Origin of the sequence: Streptomyces zinciresistens K42 (assembly GCF_000225525.1) — a bacterium.
Lineage (GTDB): Bacteria > Actinomycetota > Actinomycetes > Streptomycetales > Streptomycetaceae > Streptomyces > Streptomyces zinciresistens.
This window is the reverse complement of the sequence record NZ_AGBF01000082.1, coordinates 1-26,517: the sequence shown is the minus strand read 5'-3', so window position 1 is coordinate 26,517 and position 26,517 is coordinate 1. Positions and strand designations below refer to the sequence as shown.

The 26,517-nt window shown below is 72.7% G+C and carries 14 protein-coding genes and 3 pseudogenes; 7 read left to right on the top strand and 10 right to left on the bottom strand.

What is annotated here, in order from left to right:
* Positions 1-74 precede the first annotated feature (74 nt).
* Entirely contained in the window at positions 75-7,235 is a 7,161-nt protein-coding gene (locus tag SZN_RS41505; RefSeq protein ID WP_208865833.1) for a hypothetical protein, read from the top strand.
* Between the two features lie 12 nt (positions 7,236-7,247).
* Here the strand turns inward: SZN_RS41505 and SZN_RS21315 are convergent, their stop codons facing one another.
* The 4 genes from SZN_RS21315 to SZN_RS21300 all read right to left on the bottom strand — a co-directional run bounded on the left by SZN_RS21315 (position 7,248) and on the right by SZN_RS21300 (position 10,724).
* Positions 7,248-8,468, bottom strand: coding sequence for a metallophosphoesterase (locus tag SZN_RS21315; protein WP_007498430.1), 1,221 nt, complete (start codon positions 8,466-8,468; stop codon positions 7,248-7,250).
* A 129-nt stretch (positions 8,469-8,597) separates the two neighbouring features.
* Complete coding sequence (locus SZN_RS21310; protein WP_007498428.1) at positions 8,598-9,620, bottom strand: questin oxidase family protein; 1,023 nt, start codon at positions 9,618-9,620, stop codon at positions 8,598-8,600.
* 180 nt (positions 9,621-9,800) lie between these two features.
* Positions 9,801-10,379, bottom strand: coding sequence for a GNAT family N-acetyltransferase (locus SZN_RS21305; RefSeq protein ID WP_139063566.1), 579 nt, complete (start codon positions 10,377-10,379; stop codon positions 9,801-9,803).
* A gap of 27 nt (positions 10,380-10,406) precedes the next feature.
* Positions 10,407-10,724: a hypothetical protein gene (locus SZN_RS21300; protein WP_007498425.1), complete on the bottom strand. Its 318-nt coding sequence runs from the start codon at positions 10,722-10,724 to the stop codon at positions 10,407-10,409.
* 603 nt (positions 10,725-11,327) lie between these two features.
* On the opposite strand from SZN_RS21300, the pseudogene SZN_RS43540 reads away from it, so the two are divergent.
* Positions 11,328-11,449 (top strand): annotated as a pseudogene (locus tag SZN_RS43540) (IS481 family transposase); the annotation flags it as partial.
* 7 nt (positions 11,450-11,456) lie between these two features.
* On the opposite strand, the gene SZN_RS21295 reads toward SZN_RS43540, so the two are convergent.
* The 5 genes from SZN_RS21295 to SZN_RS21275 all read right to left on the bottom strand — a co-directional run bounded on the left by SZN_RS21295 (position 11,457) and on the right by SZN_RS21275 (position 16,783).
* Entirely contained in the window at positions 11,457-12,485 is a 1,029-nt protein-coding gene (locus SZN_RS21295; protein WP_007498423.1) for an acyltransferase domain-containing protein, read from the bottom strand.
* Positions 12,482-14,248, bottom strand: a complete 1,767-nt coding sequence (locus SZN_RS21290; protein ID WP_007498422.1) for a glycoside hydrolase family 20 zincin-like fold domain-containing protein — start codon at positions 14,246-14,248, stop codon at positions 12,482-12,484. The genes SZN_RS21295 and SZN_RS21290 overlap by 4 nt, the downstream gene beginning before the upstream one ends.
* A gap of 125 nt (positions 14,249-14,373) precedes the next feature.
* Complete coding sequence (locus SZN_RS21285; protein ID WP_007498420.1) at positions 14,374-15,336, bottom strand: polysaccharide lyase; 963 nt, start codon at positions 15,334-15,336, stop codon at positions 14,374-14,376.
* 50 nt (positions 15,337-15,386) lie between these two features.
* Positions 15,387-16,442, bottom strand: a complete 1,056-nt coding sequence (locus SZN_RS21280) for a dihydrodipicolinate synthase family protein (RefSeq protein WP_007498418.1) — start codon at positions 16,440-16,442, stop codon at positions 15,387-15,389.
* Entirely contained in the window at positions 16,442-16,783 is a 342-nt protein-coding gene (locus SZN_RS21275) for a hypothetical protein (RefSeq protein WP_007498416.1), read from the bottom strand. The genes SZN_RS21280 and SZN_RS21275 overlap by 1 nt, the downstream gene beginning before the upstream one ends.
* 169 nt (positions 16,784-16,952) lie before the next feature.
* Between SZN_RS21275 and SZN_RS21270 the strand changes: the two are divergent.
* A pseudogene (locus tag SZN_RS21270) lies at positions 16,953-18,168 on the top strand (S8 family peptidase).
* Between the two features lie 90 nt (positions 18,169-18,258).
* On the opposite strand, the gene SZN_RS21265 reads toward SZN_RS21270, so the two are convergent.
* Complete coding sequence (locus SZN_RS21265) at positions 18,259-18,753, bottom strand: iron chelate uptake ABC transporter family permease subunit (RefSeq protein WP_007498412.1); 495 nt, start codon at positions 18,751-18,753, stop codon at positions 18,259-18,261.
* Positions 18,754-18,773: 20 nt separating this feature from the next.
* Between SZN_RS21265 and SZN_RS21260 the strand changes: the two are divergent.
* The 4 genes and pseudogenes from SZN_RS21260 to SZN_RS21245 all read left to right on the top strand — a co-directional run.
* A pseudogene (locus SZN_RS21260) lies at positions 18,774-19,613 on the top strand (flavin monoamine oxidase family protein); the annotation flags it as partial.
* Between the two features lie 1,018 nt (positions 19,614-20,631).
* A complete protein-coding gene (locus tag SZN_RS21255; protein WP_043732186.1) occupies positions 20,632-23,493 on the top strand; it encodes a helix-turn-helix transcriptional regulator in 2,862 nt (953 codons plus the stop codon).
* A gap of 243 nt (positions 23,494-23,736) precedes the next feature.
* Positions 23,737-24,138 carry a nuclear transport factor 2 family protein gene (locus SZN_RS21250; protein WP_007498407.1) on the top strand — a complete coding sequence of 134 codons (402 nt, stop codon included), beginning with the start codon at positions 23,737-23,739 and terminating at the stop codon, positions 24,136-24,138.
* Between the two features lie 631 nt (positions 24,139-24,769).
* Positions 24,770-26,517 (top strand): type I polyketide synthase (locus tag SZN_RS21245; protein WP_007498405.1); only part of this gene is annotated, 1,748 nt, incomplete at its 3' end.

Here is a 26,517-nt window from a genome sequence, read left to right as displayed (position 1 = left end):
ACGCCGCGCTGCCGCCCGGCACCCCGCCGCCGGTCGCCACCGCGCTGCCGACCGCCACCGTCACCGTCGTCTCCGTGACCGACGACGGCACCGCCCCCGCCCTCCGCAGCCACGCCACCCCGCCCTGGCACCCGCCCGCCGACGCCACCGGCCCGCGCTACCGCCTCGCCTCCGACGGCGTCCTCACCGCACCGGACGGCGCCACCTACACCCAGGGCCCGCCCACCGGCCACGGCAACGGCTTCTTCGGCGCCCTCTCCGCCGCCCTGCGGGACGCCGCCGCACGCCCCGGCCTGGCCGCCGCCGAGGCGACACGGCTGCGGCGGCGCGCCGACATGACACCGGCCCAGCTCATGCGGCTCAACGGTCTGCCCGGCGCCCCCGCCGACCGGAACGCCCTGTTCACGCCGCCGCCCCCCACCCGCGGTCCCGGCGGGCTGCCGCCCAGCCGGATCGCCCTCGAAGACCAGCTGCGCCGCTACCTCACCCGGGCCCCCTGGGGCGCCGGCGCCGACCGCGCCGTGGCCGAGTGGGCCTCCTCCGCGACCGGTACGACCGTCACCCTGATCGAGGAGAACGGCACCGCCCACACCTACCGCGGCCCCTCCGGCGACACCGGCCCGCAACTGCGCCTGCGCCGCCGCGGCGGCGACTTCGTCCCCCTCGCCGAGCGCACCCCGGCGCCGCCCACCGACCCCGCGTCCGTCCCGCTCCCGCCCTCACCCCTTGCCACGACCAGCACCGCTCCCGAACTGCCGGGCGAAGAGGAGGCGTTCGATCTGAGCACACTCTCCGGGGCGCGCCCGACGACGGCTCCGGCCACCGGCACGGACTCCCGCCCGGACACCGGCACCGGCTCTCGCATGGACCTCGACTCCGACGAGGAGAGCGAGCGGGACGCCGTGCGCACCAGCCCGGAGGGGGAGTTCGCGACCGAGTTCGCCGACCTCCTGGACGAGCCGGAACTGCGGCTCGACGCCCTCCTCGACGTGGTGCGGCGCCGCAACGAGCGCCTCGGCGGCCTCCCCGACGTGGCGTTCGACAGCGCGTTCACCGAGGCCACCGGGATCGGCCTCCCCGAGGCGCTGGACCAGGTCGAGCAGGCCGGCCGGCTCGCGTCCGAGGAGTACGAGCGACTGCGGGACGCCCTCGGCCTCGGTACCGGCGGCCCCTTCACCCGGACCACGCCGACCGGCTCCTCGGCCAGGGACCGCGACGTCACGCTGCGGATGCTGGACCGGGTGGCCCGCCTGGTCAAGGAGGTGCTCCGCAAGCCCAACCGCCAGGACGACGCCCAGGTCACCCCGCACATCGCCGTGGGCATGCTGCCGGACGGATCGCTCGGCATCGCGGGCAACACCGGGACGAAGGCCCTCACCCAGGACGAGGCCGCCCAGGTGGAGGACGAACTGCGCTGGTTCGTCACCGGGCAGGAACCGGCCGGCACCCCGCGCCAGCGGGAACTGGAGCAGCGCGCCAGGGACGAGGAGACCCACCGGCAGACCGCGGCCCGGCTCGACCAGGCGGAACGCGCCCTCGCGGACCGCACCTCCGAACAGGAGGCGATGCGGGCCCGCTTGGAGCAGCAGTACGCGTCCTCCGTGTGGGACGACGCACTCCAGAGCCAGTGGGAGACCCTGCTGGCGGACGAGGCCGGGGCGCAGCAGGAGCGGCAGACCCTCACCGCCGAACGGCGGCAGTGGCGGCGCGACGAGCGCTGGCTGGCGCGCAGGCGCCCCGGCATCGCCCGGGAACTGCGGGATACGAAGCTGCGGGCCCTGGCCACCGGCTGGTACCGGCTCTACCACCCTGAGTCACCCGAACTCGACCTCGTCAAGCGGGCGTTGGCCCGTCCCCGCATCCTCAACGTGGCCGGCCGCGACGCGACCCCGGACGTCGGTGCCCACGGTTCCGAGCACGGCGAGCTGACCCTGCTCGGGCAGTGGGTGGCGCACTGGGAGAGCCACCCCGGCGAACCCGCGAACCCGCAGACCCTGAACCTGGGCGGCTTCAAGATGGCCTGCGCCTCCTGCGACCTCGCCTACCAGGCCGTCAACCAGCACGTCGGCGGCCCCCTCGGCCACCGTGTGCAGGCGTCGGGTACGCACGGCATGTTCTTCCCCGGCTGGCGCATGCCCGACTGGATGCGGGCACGGCCCGCACTGGAACAGCACATCAGGGACAACGCCGAGACCATCGGCGCGTACCTGGACCAGGGCGGTGTGCTCCAGGGCGAGCGCACCGACACCACGGACCGGCAGTATCCCGCCGACTCCTCGTCCGAGTACGAGTCCGGCGACGGTTCCTACGCCGGGTCCGTGGAAGGGGGCATGGACGTCGACTCCCCGCTCGGCTCCCCGGCCCCCGAAGCGGCCCCGCGACTGCCCCGAACCACGGCCACGCCCCTGGACGCGAACACCGCGACCCCGCCCGCCCCGCGCGGCCGGCGCGACAACCGGCCCCGGTTCGTGGTGCGTTCGGGCTTCGACGCCCGGCGCTTCTCGTTCGCCGGGGAGCCGGTGACGGACCTGACGGTGCGGGTGGCGTTCCGCGGTCCGCGGGAGGGCGTCGCGCAGGTCCGAAGCCGCCTGGCAGCCGGGGTGGAGACCCTGCTCAACGCTCCCGCGCACCGGCTGCCCAACGGGGACCGCCTGCACGTGACGGTGGAGTACGTGGAGCCCGGCGGGGACCCGCATCTGACGGTCGACCTCGTCGGGCGCGACCGGGCGATGGACCAGACGACGTGGTGGGCGGACGCCGAACAGGCCGAACTGGTCCATGAGCTGACCCATCAGCTCGGCATGCGCGACGAGTACCGCGACGCCGGTTCACCGCAGCGCCCCCACATTCCCGGCAGCCTGCTCGGTGATCTGAACCAGCCCCCCGAGGACCCCTCCCTGGCTCCCGCGGGCCTGCGAGGCCGCCATCTGGCCCTGATGAGCACCCTGATCGGCGAACTCCCCGCCGGGACCGCACAGAACGCCCGCACCTGGGACTCGGTCCGCACCGCCGTCGAGCCCGTCCTGCGCCGCGCCGTCTGGGTGGACCCGGTCTCGCTGCCCGGCTCCGCGGGGACCGCGACCGAGGGCGACGTCGCGGCGCGCATGCAGCAGGAGGCGACACTCACCCCGTTCAGGTCGGGCAATTACGAGTTCACCAACCTGAAGCACACGGACGAGAGATACCGGGACAAGGCGGTCCGGATCATTGATCTGCTGCGCCGTGACGACACGATCCGCGAGTACATCGGCGGCCGTCCCTGCCGTATCACTCTGCATGTCCGCACGACCGAGACTCCGGCGGACGTGACGGACCGGGGTGAGGCGGGTGTGGACATCAATCTGGCGAGCTACTACTTCGAGAAGTACGACATGGGCTACATCATGGGGATGCTCGCCCATGAGATCGGCTTGCATCCGCTGGCGGCGCGCGACACCAACATCCCTGACGAGGAGGAGATGTTCGCCGATGTGCCGCTGGCTGTTCCCGGGCTGTCGGAGCTGAAGACACCGCGGACGATGAGTACCCGGGGGGCGGGCCAGGCCGACCACATCATGGCCGCCTTCCCGAGCAGCACCCGGCACGGCATCTACCGCGACATGGTCGTACGGATGGCGGGCGTGCTCGCCGGGGACGCCCGGCGAGGCGAGGAGGGTGCCAGGCCCAAGGACGTGACGGACCTGATCGACACCTATCTGATGGACCTGGCGACCATCGCCGTCACCAACGACCGCCGCAAGAGCGCCGCCTGGGAACCCGGCTACACGGCGCGGGCGTACAACGCCTACAAGGAGATGCTCGTCGCGCGGCTGCCGCAGGACAGCCCGGTCCTCGGACTGCTGCCCGCCGACAAGAGCTGGTACAACGTCACCGGCAACTTCCTCGGCCTGGGCGGCAGCTTCGCCTTCAACAACCGCGGCGACAGCATCCAGACCGCCGCCGACGCCACGGAAGCCGTCCCCCGGCTGCCCCGCCCGCCCGCCGCACCGCAGACGGTGTCCGGCACCGGCGTCACGCCCGAACCGACGGACGCGGACCCCGCCCCGCTGCCGGCCGGGCGCCCCGTGCCGACGGGCGCGGGCCCTGCCCCGCTGCCGGCCGGGCGCTCCGCGCCGCGTCGGGGTCGTGACAACCGGCCGCGTTATGTGGTGCGTTCGGGCTTTGACGCCCGCCGGTTCTCCTACGGCGGCGAACCGGTCACCGACCTCACCGTCCGCGTCGCCCTGCGCGGCACCGACGCCGACACGGCCCAGGTGTACGACCGGCTCACGCAGGGTGTGCACGAGTTCCTCAACGACCCGGGCCACCGGCTGCCCAACGGGGACCGGCTGCACGTCACCGTCGAACTCGTCCGGCCCGCCGACTCCCCGCACCTGACGGTCGACCTCGTCGGGCGCGACCGGGCGATGGACCAGCGCACCTGGTGGGCGGATGCCGAACCCGTCCAGCTCGTCCATGAGCTGACCCATCAGCTCGGCATGCGCGACGAGTACCGCGACGCCGGTTCACCGCAGCGCCCCCATATTCCCGGCAGCCTGCTCGGTGATCTGAACGAGCCCCCCGAGGACCCCTCCCTGGCTCCCGGGGGCCTGCGCGGCCGGCATCTCGCCCTGCTCAGCGCGCTCATCGGCAACGTGACGGCCCAGCCGCAACCCGAGGGCCGGACCTGGGAGGCAGCCCGGACGAGCACCACACCGGCCCCCCGGCAGTCGGTCTGGGTGGACCCGGTCTCGCTGCCCGGCTCCACCGGGACCGCGACCGACGGCGACGTCGCGGCACGCATGCAGCAGGAGGCGACACTCACCCCGTTCAAGTCGGGGAGGTTCGAGTTCACCAACCTCAAGCACACGGACCCGCGGTACCGCGAGAAGGCCGTCCGGATCATCGAGCTGCTGGGGGACCACCCCACGATCCGCGACTACATCGGCGACCGCCCCTGCCGGATCACCCTCCACCTGCGCACCACGGAAACCCCCGCCGACGTCCGCGACCTGGGGGACGAGGGCGTGCAGATCAACCTCGCCAGCTACTACTTCGAGAAGTACGACATCGGCTACATCATGGGGATGCTGTCCCACGAGATCGGCCTGCACCCGCTCGCCTCCCGCAACAGCGACATCCCGGACGAGGAGGCGATGTTCCGGGGCATCCCGCTGCCGGTGCCCGGCCTGACCGACCTCAGGACGCCCCGCACCATGAACACCGACACCGCGGGCCAGGCCGACCACATCATGGCCGCCTTCCCCAGCAGCACCCGGCACGGGATCTACCGCGACATCGTCCTGACGACGGCCGACATGCTGGCCCTCGCCGCGCGGGCCGGGGTGGAGGGCGCCAAGGCCAAGGACGTCACCGACCTGATCGACTGCTACCTCATGGACCTCGCCTCCATCGCCATCACCAGCGACTACCGGATGAACGCGGCCAAGGAGCCCGGCAACACCGCGAAGGTCTACAACGCCTACAAGGCCCTCCTCGCCCAGCACATGGCCGAGGACAGCCCCGCCCGCCCCCTGCTGCCCGCCGACAAGGGACTGTTCGGTGTCGTACGGGACTTCACACAGCTCGCCGCCAGCCTCGCCACCAACAACCGCGGCGACAGCATCCAGCGGCCCGTCGTGACGGACGAGGCCCCGCCCCGGCTCCCGCAGCCGCAGGCACGCCCGGCTCCGGCCGACGCCACCGCTCCGCCCAGGCCGCGCGGTGCCCGCGACAACCGGCCCCGGTTCGTGGTGCGTTCGGGCTTCGACACGCGGCGCTTCTCCTTCGGCGGGGAGCCGGTGACCGATCTGACGGTGCGGCTGGCGCTGCGGGGCCCCGAGGCCGACCGCGACGAGGTGCGCCGCCGCCTCGACGCGGGGGTCGCCGAACTGCTCAACGATCCCGCGTACCGCCTTCCCAACGGCGACCGCCTGCACGTCACCGTGGAGCACGTCGAGGCGTCCGGCGATCCGCATGTGACGGTCGATCTCGTGGGCCGGGACCGGGCGATGGACCAGACGGCGTGGTGGACGGACGCGGAAACGGCGGACCTGGTCCATGAGTTGACGCATCAGCTGGGTCTGCGGGACGAGTACCGTGACGCGGCCTCCCCGCAGCGCCCCCACATCCCCGGCAGCCTGCTGGGGGACCTGCGCACGCCCCCGGAGGACCCCTCGCTCACCCCCGCGGGCCTGCGCGGCCGCCATCTCGCCCTGCTCGCCACGCTCATCGGATACGTGCCCCCGGCCCCGCAGACCGCGTCGCCCGGCCCCGGCCCCGGCGCCGGGCGGACCTGGGACACGGCACGCGCCGGCGCCGCACCGGTCCCGCACCGGGCCGTGTGGGTCGACCCGGTCTCCCTGCCGGGCTCCACCGGCACGCCGACCGAAGGCGACGTCCCGGCAAGGGCGCCGCAGGGCCCGGCGCCGACGCCGTTCACCGTGGGGAACTTCTCGTTCACGAACCTCAACCAGACGGACGAGAGGTACCTCGCGAAGGCGGCCCGGATCGCCGACCTGCTGCTCCGCCACGACACCATCCGCGACTACGTCGGCGGGCGCCCGTGCCGCATCACCCTGCGCGTGCGCACGACCGAGACCCCGGCGGACGTCACCGACCGCGGCGAGGACGGTGTGGACATCAATCTGGCGAGCTACTACTTCGAGAACTACGGCATGGGCCACATCATGGGGATGCTCTCCCACGAGATCGGCCTGCACCCGCTCGCGGCCCGCGACACGGGCATCCGCGACGAGGAGGAGATGTTCGCCGGGTTCCCGCTCGCCGTCCCCGGACTGTCCGGCCTGAGGAATCCGCGCACGATGAACACCGAGGGCTCGGGCCAGGCCGACCACATCATGGCCGCCTACCCGAGCAGCTCCCGGCACGCCGTCTACCGCGACATCGTCGTGGGGATGGCGGCCGTGCTGGCCGAGGACGCCCAGCTGGGGAGGTCCGGCGCGACGCCACGGGACGTCACGGACCTCATCGACTGCTACCTCATGGACCTCGCCTCGATCGCCGTCACCAACGACCACCGCGCGAACGCGGCGCTGGAACCCGGCTACACGGCGCGGGTCTACAACGCCTACAAGGCGGCGCTCCTCGCCGGGCTGCCCGCGGACTCCCCCCTGCGGGCCCTGCTGCCCGCGGACAAGGGCATGTTGGGCGTGATGAACGACTTCCGCGTCCTCGCCTCCGCCGTCGCGATCGGCATCCGCGGCGACAGCATCGAGCGGACGGGGGCGGCCTGACGGGGGCGCGGACTACGGCGCGGCGGGCGCCTGCGCCGCGCGCAGCACGAGCAGGGTGATCTCGCTCGGGGCGAGGACGCGGAACGGCGGGCCCCAGAAGCCGGTGCCCCGGCTGGTGTAGAGCAGCGTGCGGGCGCCGTGCCGGCTGAGGCCGGCCAGGGCGGGCTGGTCGAGGCGCACCATGTGGTGGAAGGGCCAGATCTGGCCGCCGTGGGTGTGTCCGGAGAGCTGGAGGTCGACGCCCTCGGCCGCCGCCCGGTCGACGAACTTCGGCTGGTGCGCCAGGAGCAGGACGGGCAGCTCGCGGTCCGCGCCGTCCAGGGCTCCGCCGAGGTGGGCGCGGTGGCCCGCCAGGCCGGAGGACTCGGCGGTGACGTCGTCCACACCCGCGACGACGAGGGTGTCGCCGCCGCGTTCGAGCAGCAGATGGCGGTTGCGCAGCGGCTCCCAGCCCAGTTCGTCCATCAGGTCGACCCAGCCCTGGGCCTCGCTGTAGTACTCGTGGTTGCCGGTGACGTAGACCCGGGCCCGGGTGGCCCGCACGGTGGCGAGGGGGAGGGCCTGGGCGCGGCGGCGTTCGGCCGTGCCGTCCGCGATGTCGCCGGTGTGGCAGACGAGATCGGCGTCCAGTGTGTTCACGGTCGCGCACACCCGGGCCGACCAGTCCGCCCGGTCGAGCGGACCGTAGTGGGTGTCGGTGACCAGGACGACGCGCAGGCCGTCCAGCCCGGCGCCCAGACGCGCGAGCGGCACGTCGAGCCGCCGCACCCGGGGCACCCGGCGGGCCTCCGTGTAACCCCAGCCGAGCAGTACGGCGCTCACGCCGAGGACCGCCCAGGTGACGACGCGCGCCCGGTCCTGCCCCTCCCCGACCCCGGCCGCGGTCAGGGCGAGCCGCAGGAAGACACCGAGCAGAACGGACCAGGTGAACAGGACCCAGCCGGTGCCCAGCAGGGTGTCACCGACGATCGCCGCCCGGTCCTGCTGCCGCCGCCCGTGGCCCCGCGCCATGGCGAACGGCATCCCGACGAGCGCGAGGGCGAACAGCGCGGTGCCTGCCGCGGTGACGGGCTGGGGCCAGCGCTGGCCGCCGTACAGCAGGACCCAGCAGGGCACGGCCCACAGCAGCACGGGGGCGGCCGGCGGGACGAAGCGCATCAGCCGCCGCACCACGCTCCGCCTCGCCGCTCGCGCCTCCCCTTCGGAGTGCCGGGCGTCGCTGGTGTCGGTCACGCTGTCCCTCCAGGGCCGGGCTGCCGTCCCGCGCACTGTATCCCGCCCGCCCTCAGGGGGATTCCGCACGGCCGCGGAGCGCCGCCGGGTCCGGCGCGGACCCCCGGTGGGCGGGCCGCGCGGCACGGGTCAACCGGCCGCCGGGGGAATGAGGGTGAAGGCGCTCAGGGCCGCGGCGGTGGCGGTGCGGCCGCCCACGGCCAGGGCGGTGTCGGTGAATTTGATGGCGTGGTCGTCGCCGTGGGAGACCGCGCGCTCCAGGACCTCCTCCGGCGTGCAGCCGCCGTCCCCGACCGGGTGGGCCACCGGGGCGGGAGCCGTGTAGGCGGCGGTGACGGCGGCGCTCGCGCTCCAGGCCGTGGCCAGGGACACCGGCCACAGTCCACGGGGGAGCGCGGGGAGGGTGCGCAGGACCGCGTGGGGCGCGGTGGCCGAGTGGACCAGCATGACGGGATCGACGTGGCCATGGGTGGCGTAGCGGTGCACCGCGGCCGTCACCAGCGCGGCCAGCTGGTCCCGCGCGGCCTCGGGCTCGGTGGCGGCCGGCCAGTCGGGAAGCGCGGACAGCTGGGCCAGCCGGTCCTGGATGCCGCCCCGCTGCCGGGGGACCGCCGGTACGGCGTCCAGGGCGGCACCCGCGTCGGCCGGTACCAGCGGTGTCCTCGTCCGCGGCAGCGTCTGGTGGCGGGCGGCCCAGTAGCCGAGGGAGTGGGCGAGTTCGCTCAGCCGGGGCCGGCTCTCCCCGCCGTCGAGCAGTGCCTGCACGGCGTGCCCCGTGCGGATGACGGAATGGGTCGCGCTCGCCGTGATGCCGGGCAGCAGCCGCGGCCACCACTCGGCCAGCACCTCCCGCCAGGGACGCTCGCCGGTCTCCGCGGCGAAGTGGGCCGTCCAGTCGGCGACCCGGCGCGGATCGCCCAGCGCCTCGCGCCAGTTCGCCCGGGTGACGGCCTCCGTGCGCTCCGGCATGCCCTGGAGCCGGCGCCGATAGCCGTCGAGCCACCGGTGCACGTCAGCGGACCGGCCGCGCCGTACGAGTGCCTCGACGACCATCGGGCCGTGGTTGCTGAGCCGGCCCCGGTACTCGGGGCCGGTGGTGTGCAGGCGTTCCAGCGCCTCGTCCAGGGTGCCGTTGCCGTCCGTGCCGCTCATTCGGGATCCGTCCGCTGTCTCGGTGGGTGGGACATCGCTTCGGGCCTGGGTTCCCGCGCGGGCCGCCGGTCCGTGCCCGCCCGCCGCGCGGCCCTGGTTCCGGGGCAGGCGTCCCCGGGAGGGCGTACGGCATGGCGCGGACCGGCGGAGTGCGGGGAGGAGATCTCCGGGAGTTCGCCGTCAGAGTTCGGTGCCGTCGCGCTCGATCAGCGGACCGGCCGGCCAGTCGGCCCTGCCCCGGGCGGTCACCGGGAGGATCATGGGATGGGCGCTGGTCGTGACGGCGGTCAGTTCGTCATCGGCCTCGAAATGCCTGGTGGCGGTGGCCTCCAGGCGCAGCCGGCCGACTGACTGGTAGTAACCGAGCACCGAGGACTGGCAGTTCAGATAGCAGAACGGAACGCCGAGCCGGGTCAGGCGTTCCCTGACGTGTTCGGCGAGCAGCCGGCCCACCCCGGTTCCCTGGAGGCCGCGTGCGACGGCCACCAGCCCGACCTCGCCGACCAGTTGATCGCGGGACCCGATGCGGAGGAACCGCCGCAGGATGCCGACGTGCGCCACGGGACGGTCGCCCCGCCAGGCGGTCACACGGCGCTCCGGGCGGGCTCCGACCCAGCTCCGGCCGTGGACGAACTGCTCGGCGGTGTAGGGGAAGGACTCCGTCAGCAGCAGGTGCAGTGCCCGGTGGCGGTCGGCCGGGACGTCGTTCTCCATGTGGTGTTCCCGGACGAGGGCGTCGTGGGGTAATGCGGGAGGCACGGTGATTCCCTTCGGGTCGGGGGAGATTCAGCTACGGCGGTACACGAGACCGACGCTCCCCCTCTTGCGCTGGTAGGCGATGCCGTCCACGAGGAAATCCATGCGCGGTGCCACGAGTGTGCGCCGCCCGGTCAGTGTCCAGTCGTCCCTTCCCGGACCGGCGAACCAGGGGAGCACGGTGGCTTCGACCGACTCCGGTGGAGCGGTGACCGGCAACAGGTCGGTGGGCAGCGCGTTGATCACGGAAAGGTCTTCGAGGTAGTAGAGGATTTCGGCGAGCAGATATGCGTCGGCCGAGGGATGCCGGTTCTCGGCAAGCTCCTCGACCGTTTCCGCCGTTTGCATCGCCCTCCCCGTCACCCGGGGCGAGTTCCGGGACTTCCTGCTCTCCCTCGGAGCTCGGCGAACCGGCTTCGCTCAGCAGAATCCGGATGCGTTCCGCGATACCTCCGGGAGGCAGGCGGACGATCCGTCCACCGCATCCGGTCAGTACGACGCGGACCGTCTCGCCCGGCGAGTCCAGCACACTCAGGAACTCACATAAGACGTCGGCCGTGCGATGGGCGAAAACGGTATGCACAACGCTGCCCCCGAAGCTCCGCTGAAGTCCACCGTCGAGAGTGTAGGCATTTTATTGATGCAGAGTAAACCAGACGAGTCCTGAAGTTGCTGCGAAGGCAAGTGGCATCAGGATGTGGCCGAATACGCTCGCTGACCTCCCGTCCGGAGAAGGGCCCGGTGTTTATTGAGGAGCATTTCTGAAATGCTTATTCGTAATGTTCAGCAGGCTGCCGGACCGGGTGAAGGGCGGTACGGCGGAGACGCCCCGGGCACAGCGCATCGGCCGGAGGGCCCTGTCGCTCTCGCGGTTGGCCGGGAACGGTCACGCGGGACCGGGGCTGCCCGCCCCACCGTGCACTGCGGCCCCGCTCCGGTTGCCGGCGCGGTGGCGAATCGGCCACCGGCCGCTTCACCAAACCGGTCCCGGCCGAGGTCCTCTTCGGGCGGATCCGCCGCGAGAACGGCATCGCCGCCCGGCTGGCCAAACCCGATCGCCGACCGCCACCGGTGGTTGTGCTAAGTCGTCTCGGGAAGGCGGAGCCAGCCGTGGGGTGCGCGCCAGTGGCGGCCTGCGCGCAGGTGGTCCACGATGGCGCGTCGCAGGGTCGTGTCGCGGGGGAGACGGTTCAGGTCGGCGGTGCCGGGCGGGGTGTGGAAGACGAACTCCAGGATGTCGTCGTCCCCGGCCGGCCGGTCGCCGAAGCGGGTGAAGCGGCGCTGGAAGCGGAGGATGTTCGCGTCCCGCGGGAGGTGGTCGGCGAGTTGGCCGTCCAGCAGCCAGGACGAGCAGATGGCGAAGCGGACCGGCTCACCGGGGAAGTGGCGGGCGAAGAACGCGGGCGCGGCGCGCAGGGACTGATCGCAGCGATCCGGGGTGAGGCGGCCGTCCGCCGGAATGTGCACGTCGAGGACCTGTTCGCCGTCCGCCGGTCCGCCCGGTCCGGGTGGACCGCCGAGGGCCCTCGCGTCCAGGGTGGTGCGCTCGAACTGGAGGTGGCCCAGGCGGTACAGCGTTCCGCGGAAGTGCCGGATCACCCATCGCTGCCGGTCGAACCCGCCGGTGCCGTGTGCCCGTCGGTAGGTGAGGAGTTTGGCGCCGACGTCCGCGAAGGTCGCGGCGACCACCTCGGCCGGGATGCCGAGGCGGCGCTGCCGCTCCAGGGCAGAGGGCAGGGCCAGCAGGCACAGATGGACGTAGAAGTACCGCCCCGCGGCCCCGAGGGCGACCGGGGCGTCGGGCCAGTGCGTGTCCCGGGGAGCGGGAGCGGACGGGGCGAACAGGGCCCGGTGGCAGTGGCCGAGGGCGCGCCACAGCTCGGGGTCGCCGACCGGGTCCGGCAGGGTGGCCAGAACCCGCTCCCGGTCCTCGGCGGGGACGTCCAGGAGGTCCATCCGGCGGCGGGCCTCGTCGGCGGACGGAGTCTCCAGGCTGTCCGGGGCGGCTTCCGGGGCGGCTTCCGGGGCGGGGTGCGCGGCGGTGTCCGGGGCGGGGCGGAGGGCGTCCAGCCAGGCCCGGACGCCGGGGTCGGCGGGCGGACGGGTCATCGGGACGCCGCCCGCAGCAGCCGGCGGCGCAGCGGCTCGATGCGGGTCACGCTGTCCTCCAGCCCGCCGGGGCCCGAGCGCAGCAGCCAGCAGGCCCGCTGTTCGGCGAGCAGGGCGTCCATCCGGTGCAGCAGCCGGCGGGCGGTGACCGCGTCGATCGCGTCCGCCTCGGCGTTCGCCGCCACCCGGGCGCGCAGCACGTCGACGGCGAACTCCGCGAGGGTGGCGGCGTGCAGGAGTTCGCGTACCGTCACCTCGCCGTCCGCGGCGGCGAGCGCGGCCGCAGCCCTGTCCAGGGCATCGGGCGCGGGCAGTCGCGGCAGCGGCAGCGAGGGGTCGTCGAACAGGGTCCGGGCCACGGCCGACCCGTTCAGCATCGGGACGTCGAACAGCCGGTACACCCCGCCCAGCCGTTCCAGCGCCCGCCCGGCCAGTCCCGCCGCGTCCAGCAGGACCCGGGTGTCCAGCACGGCGGCGATGTCCAGGTCCCGGTTGCTCTCCAGGCACCAGCTCGCGCCGCCGCCGTACACGGCGGGGGCGAAGGTGACGGAGGGCGGGTCCCACATGCCGTGGTCGCCCCAGGAGGTGAGGAGGTAGCCGGTGGCACCGTGGGCGAGGCCCGCCGCGGCGGCGTCCGCCATGTTCTCCACGGCGTTGTCCAGACGGCCCACCAGCCCGTTCCAGTTGGCGGCACCGGGGGCCACCCAGTACGGGATTCCGGCCTCGGCGAGGAGCTTGCCGTGGGCGGCGAACCCGTCGGCGAGCCGGGTCAGGTCGGTGCCCCGGTCCTGCCAGGCGGCGCTCTCGCCGTCGGCGGCGGCGAGGACCTCCGCCGTGTGCCGGGGGGAGTCGTACTGCCAGACGACCGGGATCGCGCCGGGCGGCACCCGCTCCAGCAGGCCGGGGTGCTCGGCGAACACGTCCGCCCAGAACTGCACGGTGTACCCGGCCGCCAGCCAGGGCCGCAGCAGGGCGGTGACGTAGGCGAAGTAGACCGTGCCGAGGCCCTCGCGGGCGGCCCGGTCCCGGGACTGCCCGGTGCCCAGCTCGAAGGGTTCGTCGGCGCCGATGTTCAGCCGACGGGCCCGTACGTTCGCGGTGGTCTCGGTCAGCAGGCGGTGGGCGAACTCCGCGTTCTCGGGCGTGGGGGCGAGCGTGCTGGGCGGGCGGTGCTGCCCGCCGCGGACGAAGCCTGCCGGGTTCTCGGCCCGTCCGGTGTACGCCGGGTGGGCGAGGAAGCGTTCCATGTGGCCGAAGGTGTTCTGGTTGACGACCAGGTCGATTCCGGCGGCGGCGCAGCGGTCGTCCAGCCAGCGCAGGTCGGCGGCGGTGAGCGGGGAGGCGTCCTGCCACACCTCCTGGTGGTCGCGGAACGCGTAGGTGTGCTCGGTGTACAGCTCGAACTGGTTGAAGCGGGCCAGGGCGAGGATGTCCACCCAGCGCGCCAGGGTCCGGCGGGTGGGGACGCGGTCCCGGCTGATGTCGAGGAGGAAGCCACGGCGTTCGAAGTCGGGGTGGTCGCTGATGGTGTAGCCGGTCGTTCCGAAGCCGGGGTCGGCGCGGAGCTGGTCCAGGGTCTGGAGGGCGTAGCGCAGTCCGGCCGCGTCGCGGTACCGGATCGCGATGCCCTCGGGGCCGGTGGTCAGGTGGTAGCCCTGGCCGGGGAGCGAGGGGTCGCGGACCGCGTCCACCTCGGCGTCGGCGGGCGCGCCGCCGGGGGCGGAGGCGAGGCTGCGGGGCGCGGGATACGGCGTGGCGGGCAAGGGGCTGCTCCTGTGGCGAGGGGGCGGTGACGGCGGTGCGTACGGTGCCGGGGGGTGCGTCCGGCCGGGTGCGGTGCCGGGTGCCGCGGGGGCGGTCCGGCACCGCACCCGGCCGGTGAGGCGGGTCAGCAGGTGCTGAGTTCGCAGATGTCCGCGCGGTTCGTGGACACCTTGAGGTCGTCGATCCAGATGTAGCCGTCGGTGGTGGGAGCGAACTCGGTGGTGCCGCCGCCGGCGAAGCTGGAGAAGTACGCCTTGTCGATCTGGTCCCCGTTGGAGACGAAGCGCAGTCCGGTCTTCTGGGCGGCGGACCGGCCGTTGTAGAAGATCTCGATCTCGCCGTCCGGGTTGGCGGTGCCGCCGCTGACGGTGTTGACCCTCAGGCGCTGCACGACGTTGACCCATTGGTCCTTGGGCCAGTTGATGTCGGCGCCGTCGCGCTGGAGGATGATGTCGTCCCCGTACTGCCCTTCCTTGTCCATGCTGTAGTAGTAGATCCCGGCCTTGCCGGTGCTCTTGCTCCAGATGGGGCGCGAGGTGAAGCCGTTGGTGCCGTCGCAGGGCTGTCCGCCGGAGCACGCCTTGCCGCCCGCGAGACCGATGCCGACCTTGCCCGCGTACAGCGAGGTGCCCCAGCTGAAGTTCCCGCTGAACTTCACCCAGAAGGACAGGTAGTACTCCCGCGCCTTGGGCAGGGCGAACGGTGCCAGGGCGCCGGAGTCCAGCGGCCCTGTCTTGCCCTTGGGGTACTGCACGCGCAGCGACTTGCCGCCGCTGTGCGCGGAGGTGCTGCCGTCGACGCGAGTACGGCTCTCCCAGCCCTGCGGGGTGAACTTCGGGTCGATGTTCCAACCGTCCTTGGCCCATTCGCCGAGCGTGTACGGCGTGCCGACGGCCGGCCGTTCGAAGCCGTTCGGCTTCAACGAGGCCAGCACGCGGGCCTCTTCGGCCGGCCGGCCGGCCACGGCCTGCGGGGCGAGGGTGAGCGTCGCGAGTGCGCCGGTGGCGACGGCGACCAGGAGCAGGGTCCTGGTCCGCAGCGTCCGCCGGGCACCCGGTGCGACCGGGGTCGTCTTCCTCGACTTCATTCGTTCCTCTTTCCGGTGGTGTCCCGGTGACGGGACCGCGGGGGCAACGGTCAGGGGGTCGGCAGGGCGCCGATGAACGCGTCCTCCTCTCGGAGCCAGGGGTGGGCGGTGTGCACGCGGGCGATCTCGTCGGCCTGGCCCGGGGAGAGGCCCTCGGCGGGGTCGAGGCACCAGGTGCCTGCCAACAGGCCCTGGCGGCGCAGGACTTCGTGCACCCCGGCGATGCATCCGGCGAAGCCGCCGCGGACGTCGTAGACGGCCGCGTTGGCGTCGGTGTCACCGGCCAGCCGGGCTTCGGCGCGCTCCCGGGCGGCCCGGTCGCCGTCGCGGGCGGCGTGGACGTCCGCCAGCAGCCGGACGGCCGAGCGGGTCCACACGGCCCAGTGCCCGAGCAGCCCGCCCGCGAAGTGCCGGACCACCGGGCCCCGGGGGCCGGTGACGTGGTAGGGGGTGAGCAGGTCGGAGACGATGGCGTCGTCGTTGCCGGTGTACAGCGCGACCTCGTCGCCCCGGTCGGACTCGGCGGTGCCCTGGACGAGTTCCAGGGTGCGGTACCGGTCGAACGGAGCGGCCTTCACGGCCACTGTCGACTCCTGGTCGGCCAGCCGCCGCCAGTACGCCCGGGGCAGGTACCGGCCGCCGACCGCCTCCTGGAGGTAGAAGCCGACCACGGGCAGGATCTCGCCGACGGCGGCGGTGCGGTCCAGCAGGGCGTCCAGGTCCGCGCCGGGCAGTCCCGCGGGGGAGACCAGGACGGCGTGGTAGCCGAGGTCCCGGGCGAGCAGGGCTTCGCGGACGGCCTGGTCCACGGGACCGCAGGCGCCGGCGATCCGCAGGAACGGGCGTGCGCCCGCGGCCTGTTCGGCCTCCTCCGCGGCGAGTTGGAGGACCGCCCGCAGCAGTCCGTGGTCGCGGACGGCGAACTGGGTGGTGTGCACGCCGACCGCGACGCCCCCGGCGCCCGCCGCCGTGTAGTAGCGGGTCAGGGCGCGCTGCCGGTCCTCGTCCAGGGTCCGGTCGGCCCGCAGCGCCAGCGGGTGGGCCGGGATCACCGTCCCGCGGCGCAGCAGTGCGGCGGCGTCCGGCGGCAGGGTCGCGGCGCCCATCAGAACCTGCCGTCCCGTCGCTCGAACTTGGTGGGTCTGTCCCAGAGCCGGCCGCCCGCGCGCAGCCAGGCGGCCTGCATCGCGACCAGTTGGCCGAGGGTGCGGTCGGGGTAGCCGAACAGGGCGTGGCAGGCGGTGGCGTCGCTGAGCAGGCTGGTCGCGGCCGGTTCTCCGGTGAACTCGGCTTTGACCTCCAGGAGTTCGGCGAGGCGCAGGGCGAGGGTGCGGACGCCCGCGGTCTCCGGTCCGGTGAGGTTCAGGACGAACGGGGTGCCGCTCGCGGCGTGGCCGACGGCGCGCAGGACGACCTCGTTGGCGTACCGCTGCCAGACGACGTTCACGGCGCCGGTGTCCAGGGCGACGGGCTGTCCGGCGAGGAGTGTGCGGGCGAGGTCGGCGAGGACGCCCTGCCCGAATCCGCACGGTCATCGTCGAACCCGGCGCACGAACCCCGTACGCCGAATCCCCCCGGAGCGCGAAACCTGTGCGTCCTGTTCGAGGAGACCTTCCATGGCAGTAGCACGACGCATCACCAAGCGCACGTCGGCCGCGGGACTCGCCGCGGCGACGACCTTGGCACTCACCATCGGTGCCGGGGCGGCTCTGCCGGCCCAGGCGGCGCAGCCCGAGGGCACGGTCCTCGGCGCGGGCACGGCCGAGGCGGTACCCGGCAGTTACATCGTCACGCTGAAGCAGGCGGCCGGGTTCAGCGCGTCGGCGACGCAGGGCAAGCAGCTGATAGCAGGCTACGGGGGGAAGATCACGCGCACCTACACCACGGCGCTCAACGGTTACGCCGCCCAGCTGAGCAGCACCGAGGCCAAGCGGCTCGCCGCCGACCCGGCGGTCGCCTCGGTGGAGCAGGACCGAAAGGTCCACTCGACCGCCACCCAGACCAACGCACCCTGGGGCCTGGACCGGAGCGACCAGACGAACCTGCCGCTGAACGGCACGTTCACCTACCCCGACTCCGCCGGCAGTGCCACCACCATCTTCGTCCTCGACACCGGTGTCCGTATCACGCACCAGGACCTGGCGGGCCGTGCCTCGAACGGCTACGACTTCGTCGACAACGACGCCGTCGCGCAGGACGGCAACGGCCACGGCACGCACGTCGCCACGACCGCCGCCGGAACCACCTACGGCGTGGCCAAGAAGGCCAAGGTCGTCGCCGTGCGCGTCCTCGACAACAACGGTTCCGGTACCACCGCCGGGGTCATCGCGGGCGTCGACTGGATCACAGGCGAACCGCACCTCCTCCTCCGTCGCCAACGTCTCGCTCGGCGGCGGGGCCAGCACCACCCTGGACGCCGCGGTGAGCCGGTCGATCGCGGCCGGGGTGACGTACTCGATCGCGGCGGGCAATTCCAACGCCCTCGCGTCCAACTTCTCGCCCGCCCGGGTGAGCGCCGCGCTCACGGTCGGCGCCACGACCCGGACCGACGCACGGGCGAGCTACTCCAACTACGGCTCCGGGGTGGACCTCTTCGCGCCAGGCTCCGACATCACGGCCGGCTGGGCCACCTCGGACACTGCCACCTACACCGGCAACGGCACGTCCTTCGCGGCGCCGCACGTCGCCGGCGCGGCCGCCGTCTACCTCACCAACCACCCCGGCGCCTCCCCGGCCACCGTCGGCAGCGCCCTCGTGAACGGCGCGACCAACAACGTCCTCACCGGTGTCGGCACCGCCTCCCCGAACAAGCTGCTCAAGCTCGTCCCGTAAGCACGGTCACCGCGCAGCAGAGCGCTGAATGGCCGGGTACGGGCGGGGGTGTCCTCACTCGTACCCGGCCCACGTCGTCCGAGTCACGGGCTACGCGCGCCGGGCGCTCAGCCGCGTCTGACGATCGATCAGGTGCAGCAGGTAGCCGCCGCCCAGGACCACGGTCACCAGGCCGACGGGCAGCAGATTCTGGCCGGTGTGGTCGGCGGCACTGAGCAGCAGCGCGCCGACCAACGCCGAGGTGAAGGGCGCGGCGGCCGAGGCCCCGGTGAGGTGGCGGGCGATGCGCGGAGCCGCCAGCGCGACGAAGGCGATGGGCCCGGCGAAGGCGCTCACCGCGGCGGTCGGTCCGACCCCGGTCAGGACCAGCGCGAGCCGGACCGGCTCCACGTGGACCCCCGAGGCCCTGGCCGAGTCGTCGCCCAGCTCCATCTGGCGCATCGGGCGGTACAGAGGGACGCTCGCGCACATCACGAGCGTGACGAGGAGGCCGCCGGTGTCCGTTTGTTCCCAGGTGGTGCCGTTGAGCGATCCCGCTCCCCAGACCGCCGCGTGGGCCGCCGACTGTTCGCCCGCGGTCAGCATGATCCAGGCGTTGAGCGAGGTGGCCGCTCGGCACCTCGCTCTCCTCCCTGCACGGCGGCGAGCCGCGCGGCGCGGTCACCCGGCTGACCCGTACGGCGGGCAACCGCATCACGGTCACCGACGCCACCGGCGACATCCGCACCTTCCGGGCCGCGGTCTTCACCGGCCAGTCCTGGCTGCTGCTCTCCAAGATCGCCTGCGATGACGCGCTCTTCCCGATCGACCACTGGACGGCGATGGAGTGCACCCACTACATGGAGTCGTCCAAGCTGTTCGTGCCGGTCGACCGGCCGTTCTGGCTGGACAAGGACGAGACCACCGGCCGCGACACCATGTCGATGACGCTCACCGACCGGATGACCCGGGGGACGTACCTCCTGGACGACGGGCCGGACAGGCCCGCCGTCATCTGCCTCTCCTGCACGTGGTGCGACGACAGCCTGAAGTGGCTGCCGCTCTCCCCGAAGGAGCGCATGGAGGTCATGCTCAAGTCGCTCGGCGAGATCTACCCGAACGTCGACATCCGCAGCCACATCATCGGCAACCCGGTCACCGTCTCCTGGGAGAACGAGCCCTGGTTCATGGGCGTGTTCAAGGCCAACCTGCCCGGCCACTACCGCTACCAGCGGCGGCTGTTCACCCACTTCATGCAGGACCGGCTGCCGGAGGACAAGCGGGGCATCTTCCTCGCCGGGGACGACATCTCCTGGACGGCCGGCTGGGCCGAGGGCGCGGTGCAGACCGCGCTGAACGCCGTGTGGGGCGTCATGCACCAGTTCGGCGGGGCGACGGACGCGACCAACCCCGGCCCCGGCGACGTCTTCGACGAGATCGCGCCGGTGGAGCTCCCCGAGGACTGAGCAAAGGGCGGGGCGGCGCGGAGCCGTCTTCCGTCGATGACACGGGCGAGCCCCCGGTGGGGCCGCCGCAGGCGCGCTCACCGGAGTGGCCTGCTTTCGACCCAACGAAAACCGGCCTTCCGGCGTCCGCCGGTCGGTCGCGCCGGAGTGCGCACCCGGTCCGCCGCCCGTCGGGGCCGCGACGTCAGGGCGACGAGGTGCGTACGCCCGAGGTGGGCCAGCCCTGTGGCATATCCGGCCTGAAGGTGGGATTTCGGCCATGACCGTGGCCTGCGAGGGGCCCGCGCCGAGGCCGGCCGGCGGGGTGCCTCCCGACATGGGGGCGGCGCGCGACATCGCGCGGGAAACTCGCGCCCAGGCGAGGGAACCGTAGCGCCGGGGGCCCGGCTGGTTCCCGGTCGAGAGTAAAAAAGTCGCCACGCCGCAACTTTTCAGCCATCCTCGGCGACTTCGAGCCCGCGGTTGTGGAACCCCGCTGTTGATGTTGTGGCTGCTCATGCGGGATGGTCATCGACACGCACGGTGGGTTCCGATCACAGATGGTCAACAAAAGTCGTCTAGATCCCGCCACTCGCAAAGCGTTGGTCATATTCGTTCCTTATGATGGCCAAGCCTTGCCATGAGGGCTGTCGCCCCTCCTGGCCTCTGGGGTCTCGCACCGGAAGCAGCGCGAGTGACCGCAGGTCAGAGGGTGTTCCGACGCCGCGCGGCAAGACGCTTGACGGGGTGCGCTGAGAACCAGACGGTTGGGGGAGTCGTTGTGGTTCGTACGACGGTGAGTGAACGTTTCACGCCGATCCGCGGCACACGGTGCGCCGGGTACCGCCGGCGTGCACCCCGCCCCATGCCCGGGCCGCCCCCGACGCCACACCCTTCCGGCCCGGCAAAACGGAAGCTACTCGCGCCATCCGATCGTCCTCCCCGACTCCACGGGTAAGGCCGGAGCTGCGCGGACATCACCGGTGGGCCCGTTCACGGGCGCCCCGGGTCGAATCAGAAGAAGAACGGGGGTTCCTCATTGTTGCGCCACAGGGAATCGGCAGGGTCGAACGACTTTCCTCTGATCGAACGGCAACACCACATCCAGAACCTCGACGACGCCGTTCGCGAGTGTCGGAAGAGCAACGGCGGCCTGCTTCTCGTCGAAGGCAGGTTCGGCACCGGTAAGACCTCCCTGTTAAGGACAGTCCGGGCGCTGCCGTCAGTGGAAGGCTTCAGCGTCCTGCACGCCCGGGGCAACGAGACCGAGTCCGGATTCTCCTACGGACTGGTGCGACAGCTTTTCGAGTACCTGCTCGCCTCCGCGACACCGGAGGAGCGCACCGTCCTCCTGGCGGGACCCGCCGGCATGGCGGCCACCCTCTTCGAACACGCCGACGGCGGTGTCCGGGGCGGGGTCGCCGTCGACCGTGAGCACGACCTGCTGCGCGGCCTCTACTGGATGCTCGTCAACCTGTCGCAGCGCCAGCCCGTCCTCGTACTCGTCGACGACCTCCACTGGGCGGACGAACCCTCACTCCGGTTCCTCCAGTACATCGAGTGCCGCCTGGGCCAGCACCCGATCCTCTGCGTCGCCGTCACCGCACTCGTGCACCACGGCAACGCCCCCAAGGCCGAACACTTCATCACCATGCCCAGCATGCCCGCCATCTGCCTCGACGACCTGAGCCGGGACGGCGTGCGCGACCTGTTCTCCGCCGTGCTCAACCGCGACCCCGATCCCGACGTCGTCCGGACGCTCCACGAGGCCACCGGCGGCAACCCCTTCTTCCTCAGCGAACTCCTCACCGAGTTCCGGCGCCAGGGTGAAGACACTCCCGGCATCGGCGCAGCCGCCCGCACCGCCCCGCGCACCCTGGCCCACGCCCTGCCCCGCTGGGTCGGTCTCGTGCCACCCGAGTACCGCGAGAACGCCCACGTCCTCGCGCGCAGCCTCGCCGTACTCTGCACCAGCGGCGACTTCGCCCAACTGGCCTCCGCCACCGGCCTCCACCAGGACGAGGTCACCGACGCGGCCAGCGCTCTGATGGACATAGGCCTCCTCGCCCAGGGCACCCCCCTGCGCTTCCGCCACTCCGTCATGCGCAACGCCGTCTACGCCCATCTCCCCAACACCTTCCGCTTCCGCGCCCACTCCAGCGCCGCCAAGGCCCTCGACCGCGACGGCGCCCCCGCCGAACACGTAGCCGAGCACCTCCTGCACGCACCGCCCAGCGAGGACCGGCGCGCCGTCGACATCCTCGTCGCGGCCGGCGAGAAGGCACTCGCCAACGGCAACCCCTCTGCCGCGGTCGCCGTCCTGCGCCGCGCCATGCAGGAGAAGGCCCCCGACGACATGCTCGCGGACCTCCTCCTCCGGCTCGGCGAGGCCGAACACCGGGCACGCGACCCCAAGGCCGTCGAACACCTCACCCAGGCCATGAGCCTGGCCAAGACGCCGGCCGCCCGCGCCTCCATCGCCCTCAGCCTCAGCGGCGCCCTCAGCATGGCCATGCGCTTCGGGGACGCCCTCGACCTGCTGCGCAGCGTGCACGCCGAGGTCGAACCCCACGACCGCCAACTCGCCCTGCGACTGCGCTCCGAACTCATCAAGCTTGCCAGTCTGTCCCCCAACACCAAACCCGCCGCCGAGCAGGACCTCGCCGCGATCATCGGGGCGGACGGCACCGAGAACTCCACCAGCCTCATCCGTGCCCAACAGGCCCAGGCGGCCCTGCTCAACGGCGAGCCGGCCAAGAAGGTCGCCGACCTGAGCGAGGACGCCCTGCCCTCCGGCGCCCTCGTCGCCGAGCCGGACGGCGGCGCCCAGGCCTCCTGGATCGCCGCCTTCTGCCTCCTGTGCTGCGGCCGGCTCACCCAGGCGCTCAGCATCCTCGACGAAGCCCTCCAGGAGGCGGAGGCCAAACACCTCCAGCTCGCCGCCGAGGACATCCGGGCCCTGCGCGCCCTGGTCAACATGCGCCGCGGCGCGCTCGGCGAGGCCGAGGTCGACGCGCTGAGCGCACTCAAGGGCCTGGGCGCCGGATCGGTCCCCGCCCTCGGCCGCCCCCTCGCCGTACTCTCCCTGGTCGGCGTGCTCCTCCACCGCAATCAGCTCGGCGCCGCGGTGGAGGCGTACGAGCGGTACGGCATCCCCACCCACATCCCCCAGTTCTCCATCTTCCTGCCCTTCATGATCGCCCGCGGCCAGCTCCGCATCGCCCAGGGGGAGATCGAGTCCGGCATGGGCGAACTACTGCGCACCCACGAGCTGTTGCAGGAGTGGGGAGCACGATGCCCCGCCTTCTCCCCGGCGACCGAGGCCGTCCACGCCCTGTGCGCCCTCGGACGGCGGGAGGAGGCCCACGCCTTCGCCGAGAAACAGCTGGAGGTCGCCCGTGCCTTCGGCAGCGACCGGGAGGTCGCACTCGCCCTGTGCGCCCGGGCCCGGGCGACCGGCGGGGCGACGCACCTCGAAGACCTCGAACAGGCCGTCGAACTCTTTAGCGGGACGGCCGACGCCCTCGACGAGTGCGCCGCCCTGATCCAGTACGGCACCGCCCTGCGCATCGCCGGCCAGCCGTCGGCGGCCCGCCGAAGACTCAGGGCGGCCAGCGACCTCGCCGACGGCATGGGGGCCACCGCACTGAGCAAGCAGGCCCGGCAGGAACTCGCCGTCATGGGGGTACGGGTCCGTGAATCGGCCCGCACCGGTGTCTCCGGGCTCACCCCCAGGGAGCACCGGGTCTGCCTGCTCGCGGCCGAGGGCAAACGCAACCAGGAGATCGCCCACATGCTCTTCGTGACCGTCAAGACCGTCGAGTGGCATCTCAGCCAGGTCTACCGGAAGCTGGGCGTCGCCTCACGCATCGAACTCCGCGACGCCCTGGGCCAGAACTGATCCGGATGGGACCCGGCCGACCCGGAACGCCCGCAAGCGACCGGTATCCGGCCCCGGCACACGCGGCCTTGCCGCTGCCCCGGGGCCGAATACTGGGGGCTGGCTGGGGGCGAACCCGGACCTGCCGCTCCGAACGGCCCACGAGAATCTCAGCGCGGCCACCGCAGACCTGACGGTGTCGGTGGCCGCGCGAGCGACCGGTCGTGTCGCCTCGCAGGCAATCGAAAGGCACTGGAGAACCCCGTGATCGACGACACTCAGCGCAAGGCCACCGTCCTGGAGTACTTCGAGCGCGTCAACGCCAAGGACCTCGACGGCGTCGTCAAGCTGTTCGCCACCGACGCCGTCGTGGCGGACCCGGTCGGCGCCCCTCCCGTCGCCGGTGAGAAGGCCCTCCGCGCCTACTTCCAGCGCGTCCTCCACGAGTTCGACACCCACGACGTCCCCGGTGTGCCCAGCGGGGCCCAGGACGGACAGAGCGTCGCCCTGCCGCTCAAGGCGACCATCAACAACCCGCAGGACCCCACCGGCGGCGTCCGCCTCGACGTCAACCTCGTCTCGGTCTTCACCATCGGTGAGGACGGTCTCATCAGCGAGATGCGCGCCTACTGGGGTCTGACCGACATCGCACCCGCCGGCGCCTGACAAACCCCTGGGTGCTCACGTGCCCCCAGGGATACGCCTGGGGCAGGTGGGACCAACCATGCTGGGGTGGCAGCCAGGGGTGAACCCCGAAGCCAGGACGCCACTTCTGGCGCAGAATCGATCCGTAGAACAGAACGTCACACTGAGGCCGAAGGCCGAGGACAGAGGGCCGGACACCGGCTGAGACACCCTTGCGGCCGTGGCCCGCCATCGGCCTGGAACCCGAACCCACGACACCACGCCCGCCAGGGTCGCCGCACCGTACGCCTGTCGACCCGCCTCACCGGGGCCCGAAGGGGTCCGGCAGCGGCCGACAGTGCCCGACGCGCACCAGCACGGTGCGCACGGCCCCACGTGCAGCACCAACCATCGACACCGCACGACTCGGGAGACCACCAGTGAAGGATCATCCGCTCCGGCATGCCCAGCCGTCGCCGCGACCAGGGTCCGTCGCGGGAGCCCGGTCTCGGTAAGAGGGCCGCCATCCACCGCATGCCGTGACCTTCCGGCAGCGGACTTTTCACCGACACCGCGGGTCGCCGTGAGGCCTCCGCGCGCCCTGCCGCCGTGCCGGAGATCTCCTCACCGCCGTGCCGTCCCCGTGCCCCTTCCGCCTGTGGAGTTGTGTTACATGCCCGCCACCTCGCCCAACGAAGAGAAGCTCCGCGACTACCTGAAGCGCGTCACGGCCGATCTCCGGCAGGCCCGGAAGCGTCTGAGCGCGGCGGAGGCCCGCAACCGCGAGCCCATCGCCATCGTGGGCATGGCCTGCCGCTTCCCCGGCGGCATCGGCTCCCCGGAGGACCTGTGGCGCATGGTCGCCGACGGGGACGAGGGAATCTCCGAGCTGCCCACCGACCGCGGCTGGGACCTCGACGCACTGTTCGACGCCGACCCGCTCCGGGCCGGCACCAGCTACATCCGCGGGGGCGGATTCCTGCACGGCGCGGCGGAGTTCGACGCGGGGTTCTTCGGGATCTCGCCGCGTGAGGCGCTGGCGATGGACCCGCAGCAGCGGCTGCTGCTGGAGACCGCCTGGGAGACCGTGGAGCGCGCCGGTATCGTCCCCGCCGCACTGCGTGGCGAGAACGTCGGCGTCTTCGTCGGTGCGGTCCCGCAGGACTACGCCCCCCGCCACGGCGACCCGGCAGCCGAGGACGTGGAGGGATACCTGGCCGTCGGCAACACCACCAGTGTGATGTCCGGCCGGGTCGCGTACACCCTCGGCCTGCGCGGCCCCGCCGTGACCGTCGACACCGCGTGCTCGTCGTCGCTGGTCGCCCTGCACCTCGCCGTACAGGCGCTCCGCCAGGGCGAGTGCACCATGGCCCTGGCCGGCGGTGTCACGGTGATGGCCGCCCCCAACTGGATCGTCGATCTCAGCCGCCAGCAGGGCCTGGCCCCCGACGGCCGTTGCAAGGCGTTCGCCGAGGGCGCCGACGGCTTCGGCCCCGCCGAGGGAGTCGGCCTCCTCCTGGTTGAGCGCCTCTCCGACGCACTGCGCAACGGGCACCGGGTGCTGGCGGTGGTGCGGGGTTCGGCCGTGAACCAGGACGGTGCGTCCAACGGCCTCACCGCCCCCAACGACGAGGCGCAGGAGGACGTCATCGTCCGCGCCCTTGCCAACGCCGGCGTCTCCCCCCGCGATGTGGATGCGGTGGAGGCGCATGGTACGGGGACGCGGTTGGGTGATCCGATCGAGGCGCAGGCGTTGTTGGCGACGTACGGGCAGGGGCGCGAGGAGGGTGCTGCGCTGCTGTTGGGTTCGTTGAAGTCGAACATCGGTCATGCGCAGGCGGCTGCGGGTGTGGCTGGTGTGATCAAGATGGTGATGGCGATGCGGCACGGGGTGTTGCCGCGGACGTTGCATGTGGATGAGCCGTCGTCGCATGTCGACTGGTCCGCGGGTGATGTGTCGTTGCTGACGGAGTCCCGGGAGTGGCCGGAGACGGGTCGTCCGCGCCGCGCGGGCGTCTCCTCCTTCGGTATCAGCGGCACCAACGCCCACGTCATCCTCGAACAGGCCCCCCGCCCGGACGCGCCGGACGAGGCCGAGCCTGAGCCCGGGGCCGTGTCGGAGTCGATGCCGGAGTCCGCGTCGGGCACGACCGCCCCCTCCCCGGCCGTTCCCTGGACGCTGTCCGCCCGCACGGCCGAGGGCTTGCGCGAACAGGCCGCCCGCCTGCTCGCCCACGTGGAGGAGCACGACGGCACCCGTCCGGCAGACGTCGGCCACTCGCTCCTCGCCACGCGGTCGCTGTGGGACCACCGCGCCGTGGTCGTCGGCACCGACGACACCTCCCTCCGCACCGCCCTGGCCGCTGCTGCGGCGGGTGAGCCGGGTGTGGTGTCGGGTGTCGCGGGTGCGGGTGTGCGGCC

Bases quoted from the DNA above. Each gene is read 5' to 3' on its own strand.
- SZN_RS21310 (WP_007498428.1), bottom strand. From the start codon at position 9,620: ATGAGCGGCACGGACGGCAACGGCACCCTGGACGAGGCGCTGGAACGC.
- SZN_RS21300 (WP_007498425.1), bottom strand. From the start codon at position 10,724: ATGCAAACGGCGGAAACGGTCGAGGAGCTTGCCGAGAACCGGCATCCC.
- SZN_RS21295 (WP_007498423.1), bottom strand. From the start codon at position 12,485: ATGACCCGTCCGCCCGCCGACCCCGGCGTCCGGGCCTGGCTGGACGCC.
- SZN_RS21285 (WP_007498420.1), bottom strand. From the start codon at position 15,336: ATGAAGTCGAGGAAGACGACCCCGGTCGCACCGGGTGCCCGGCGGACG.
- SZN_RS21280 (WP_007498418.1), bottom strand. From the start codon at position 16,442: ATGGGCGCCGCGACCCTGCCGCCGGACGCCGCCGCACTGCTGCGCCGC.
- SZN_RS21265 (WP_007498412.1), bottom strand. From the start codon at position 18,753: ATGCTGACCGCGGGCGAACAGTCGGCGGCCCACGCGGCGGTCTGGGGA.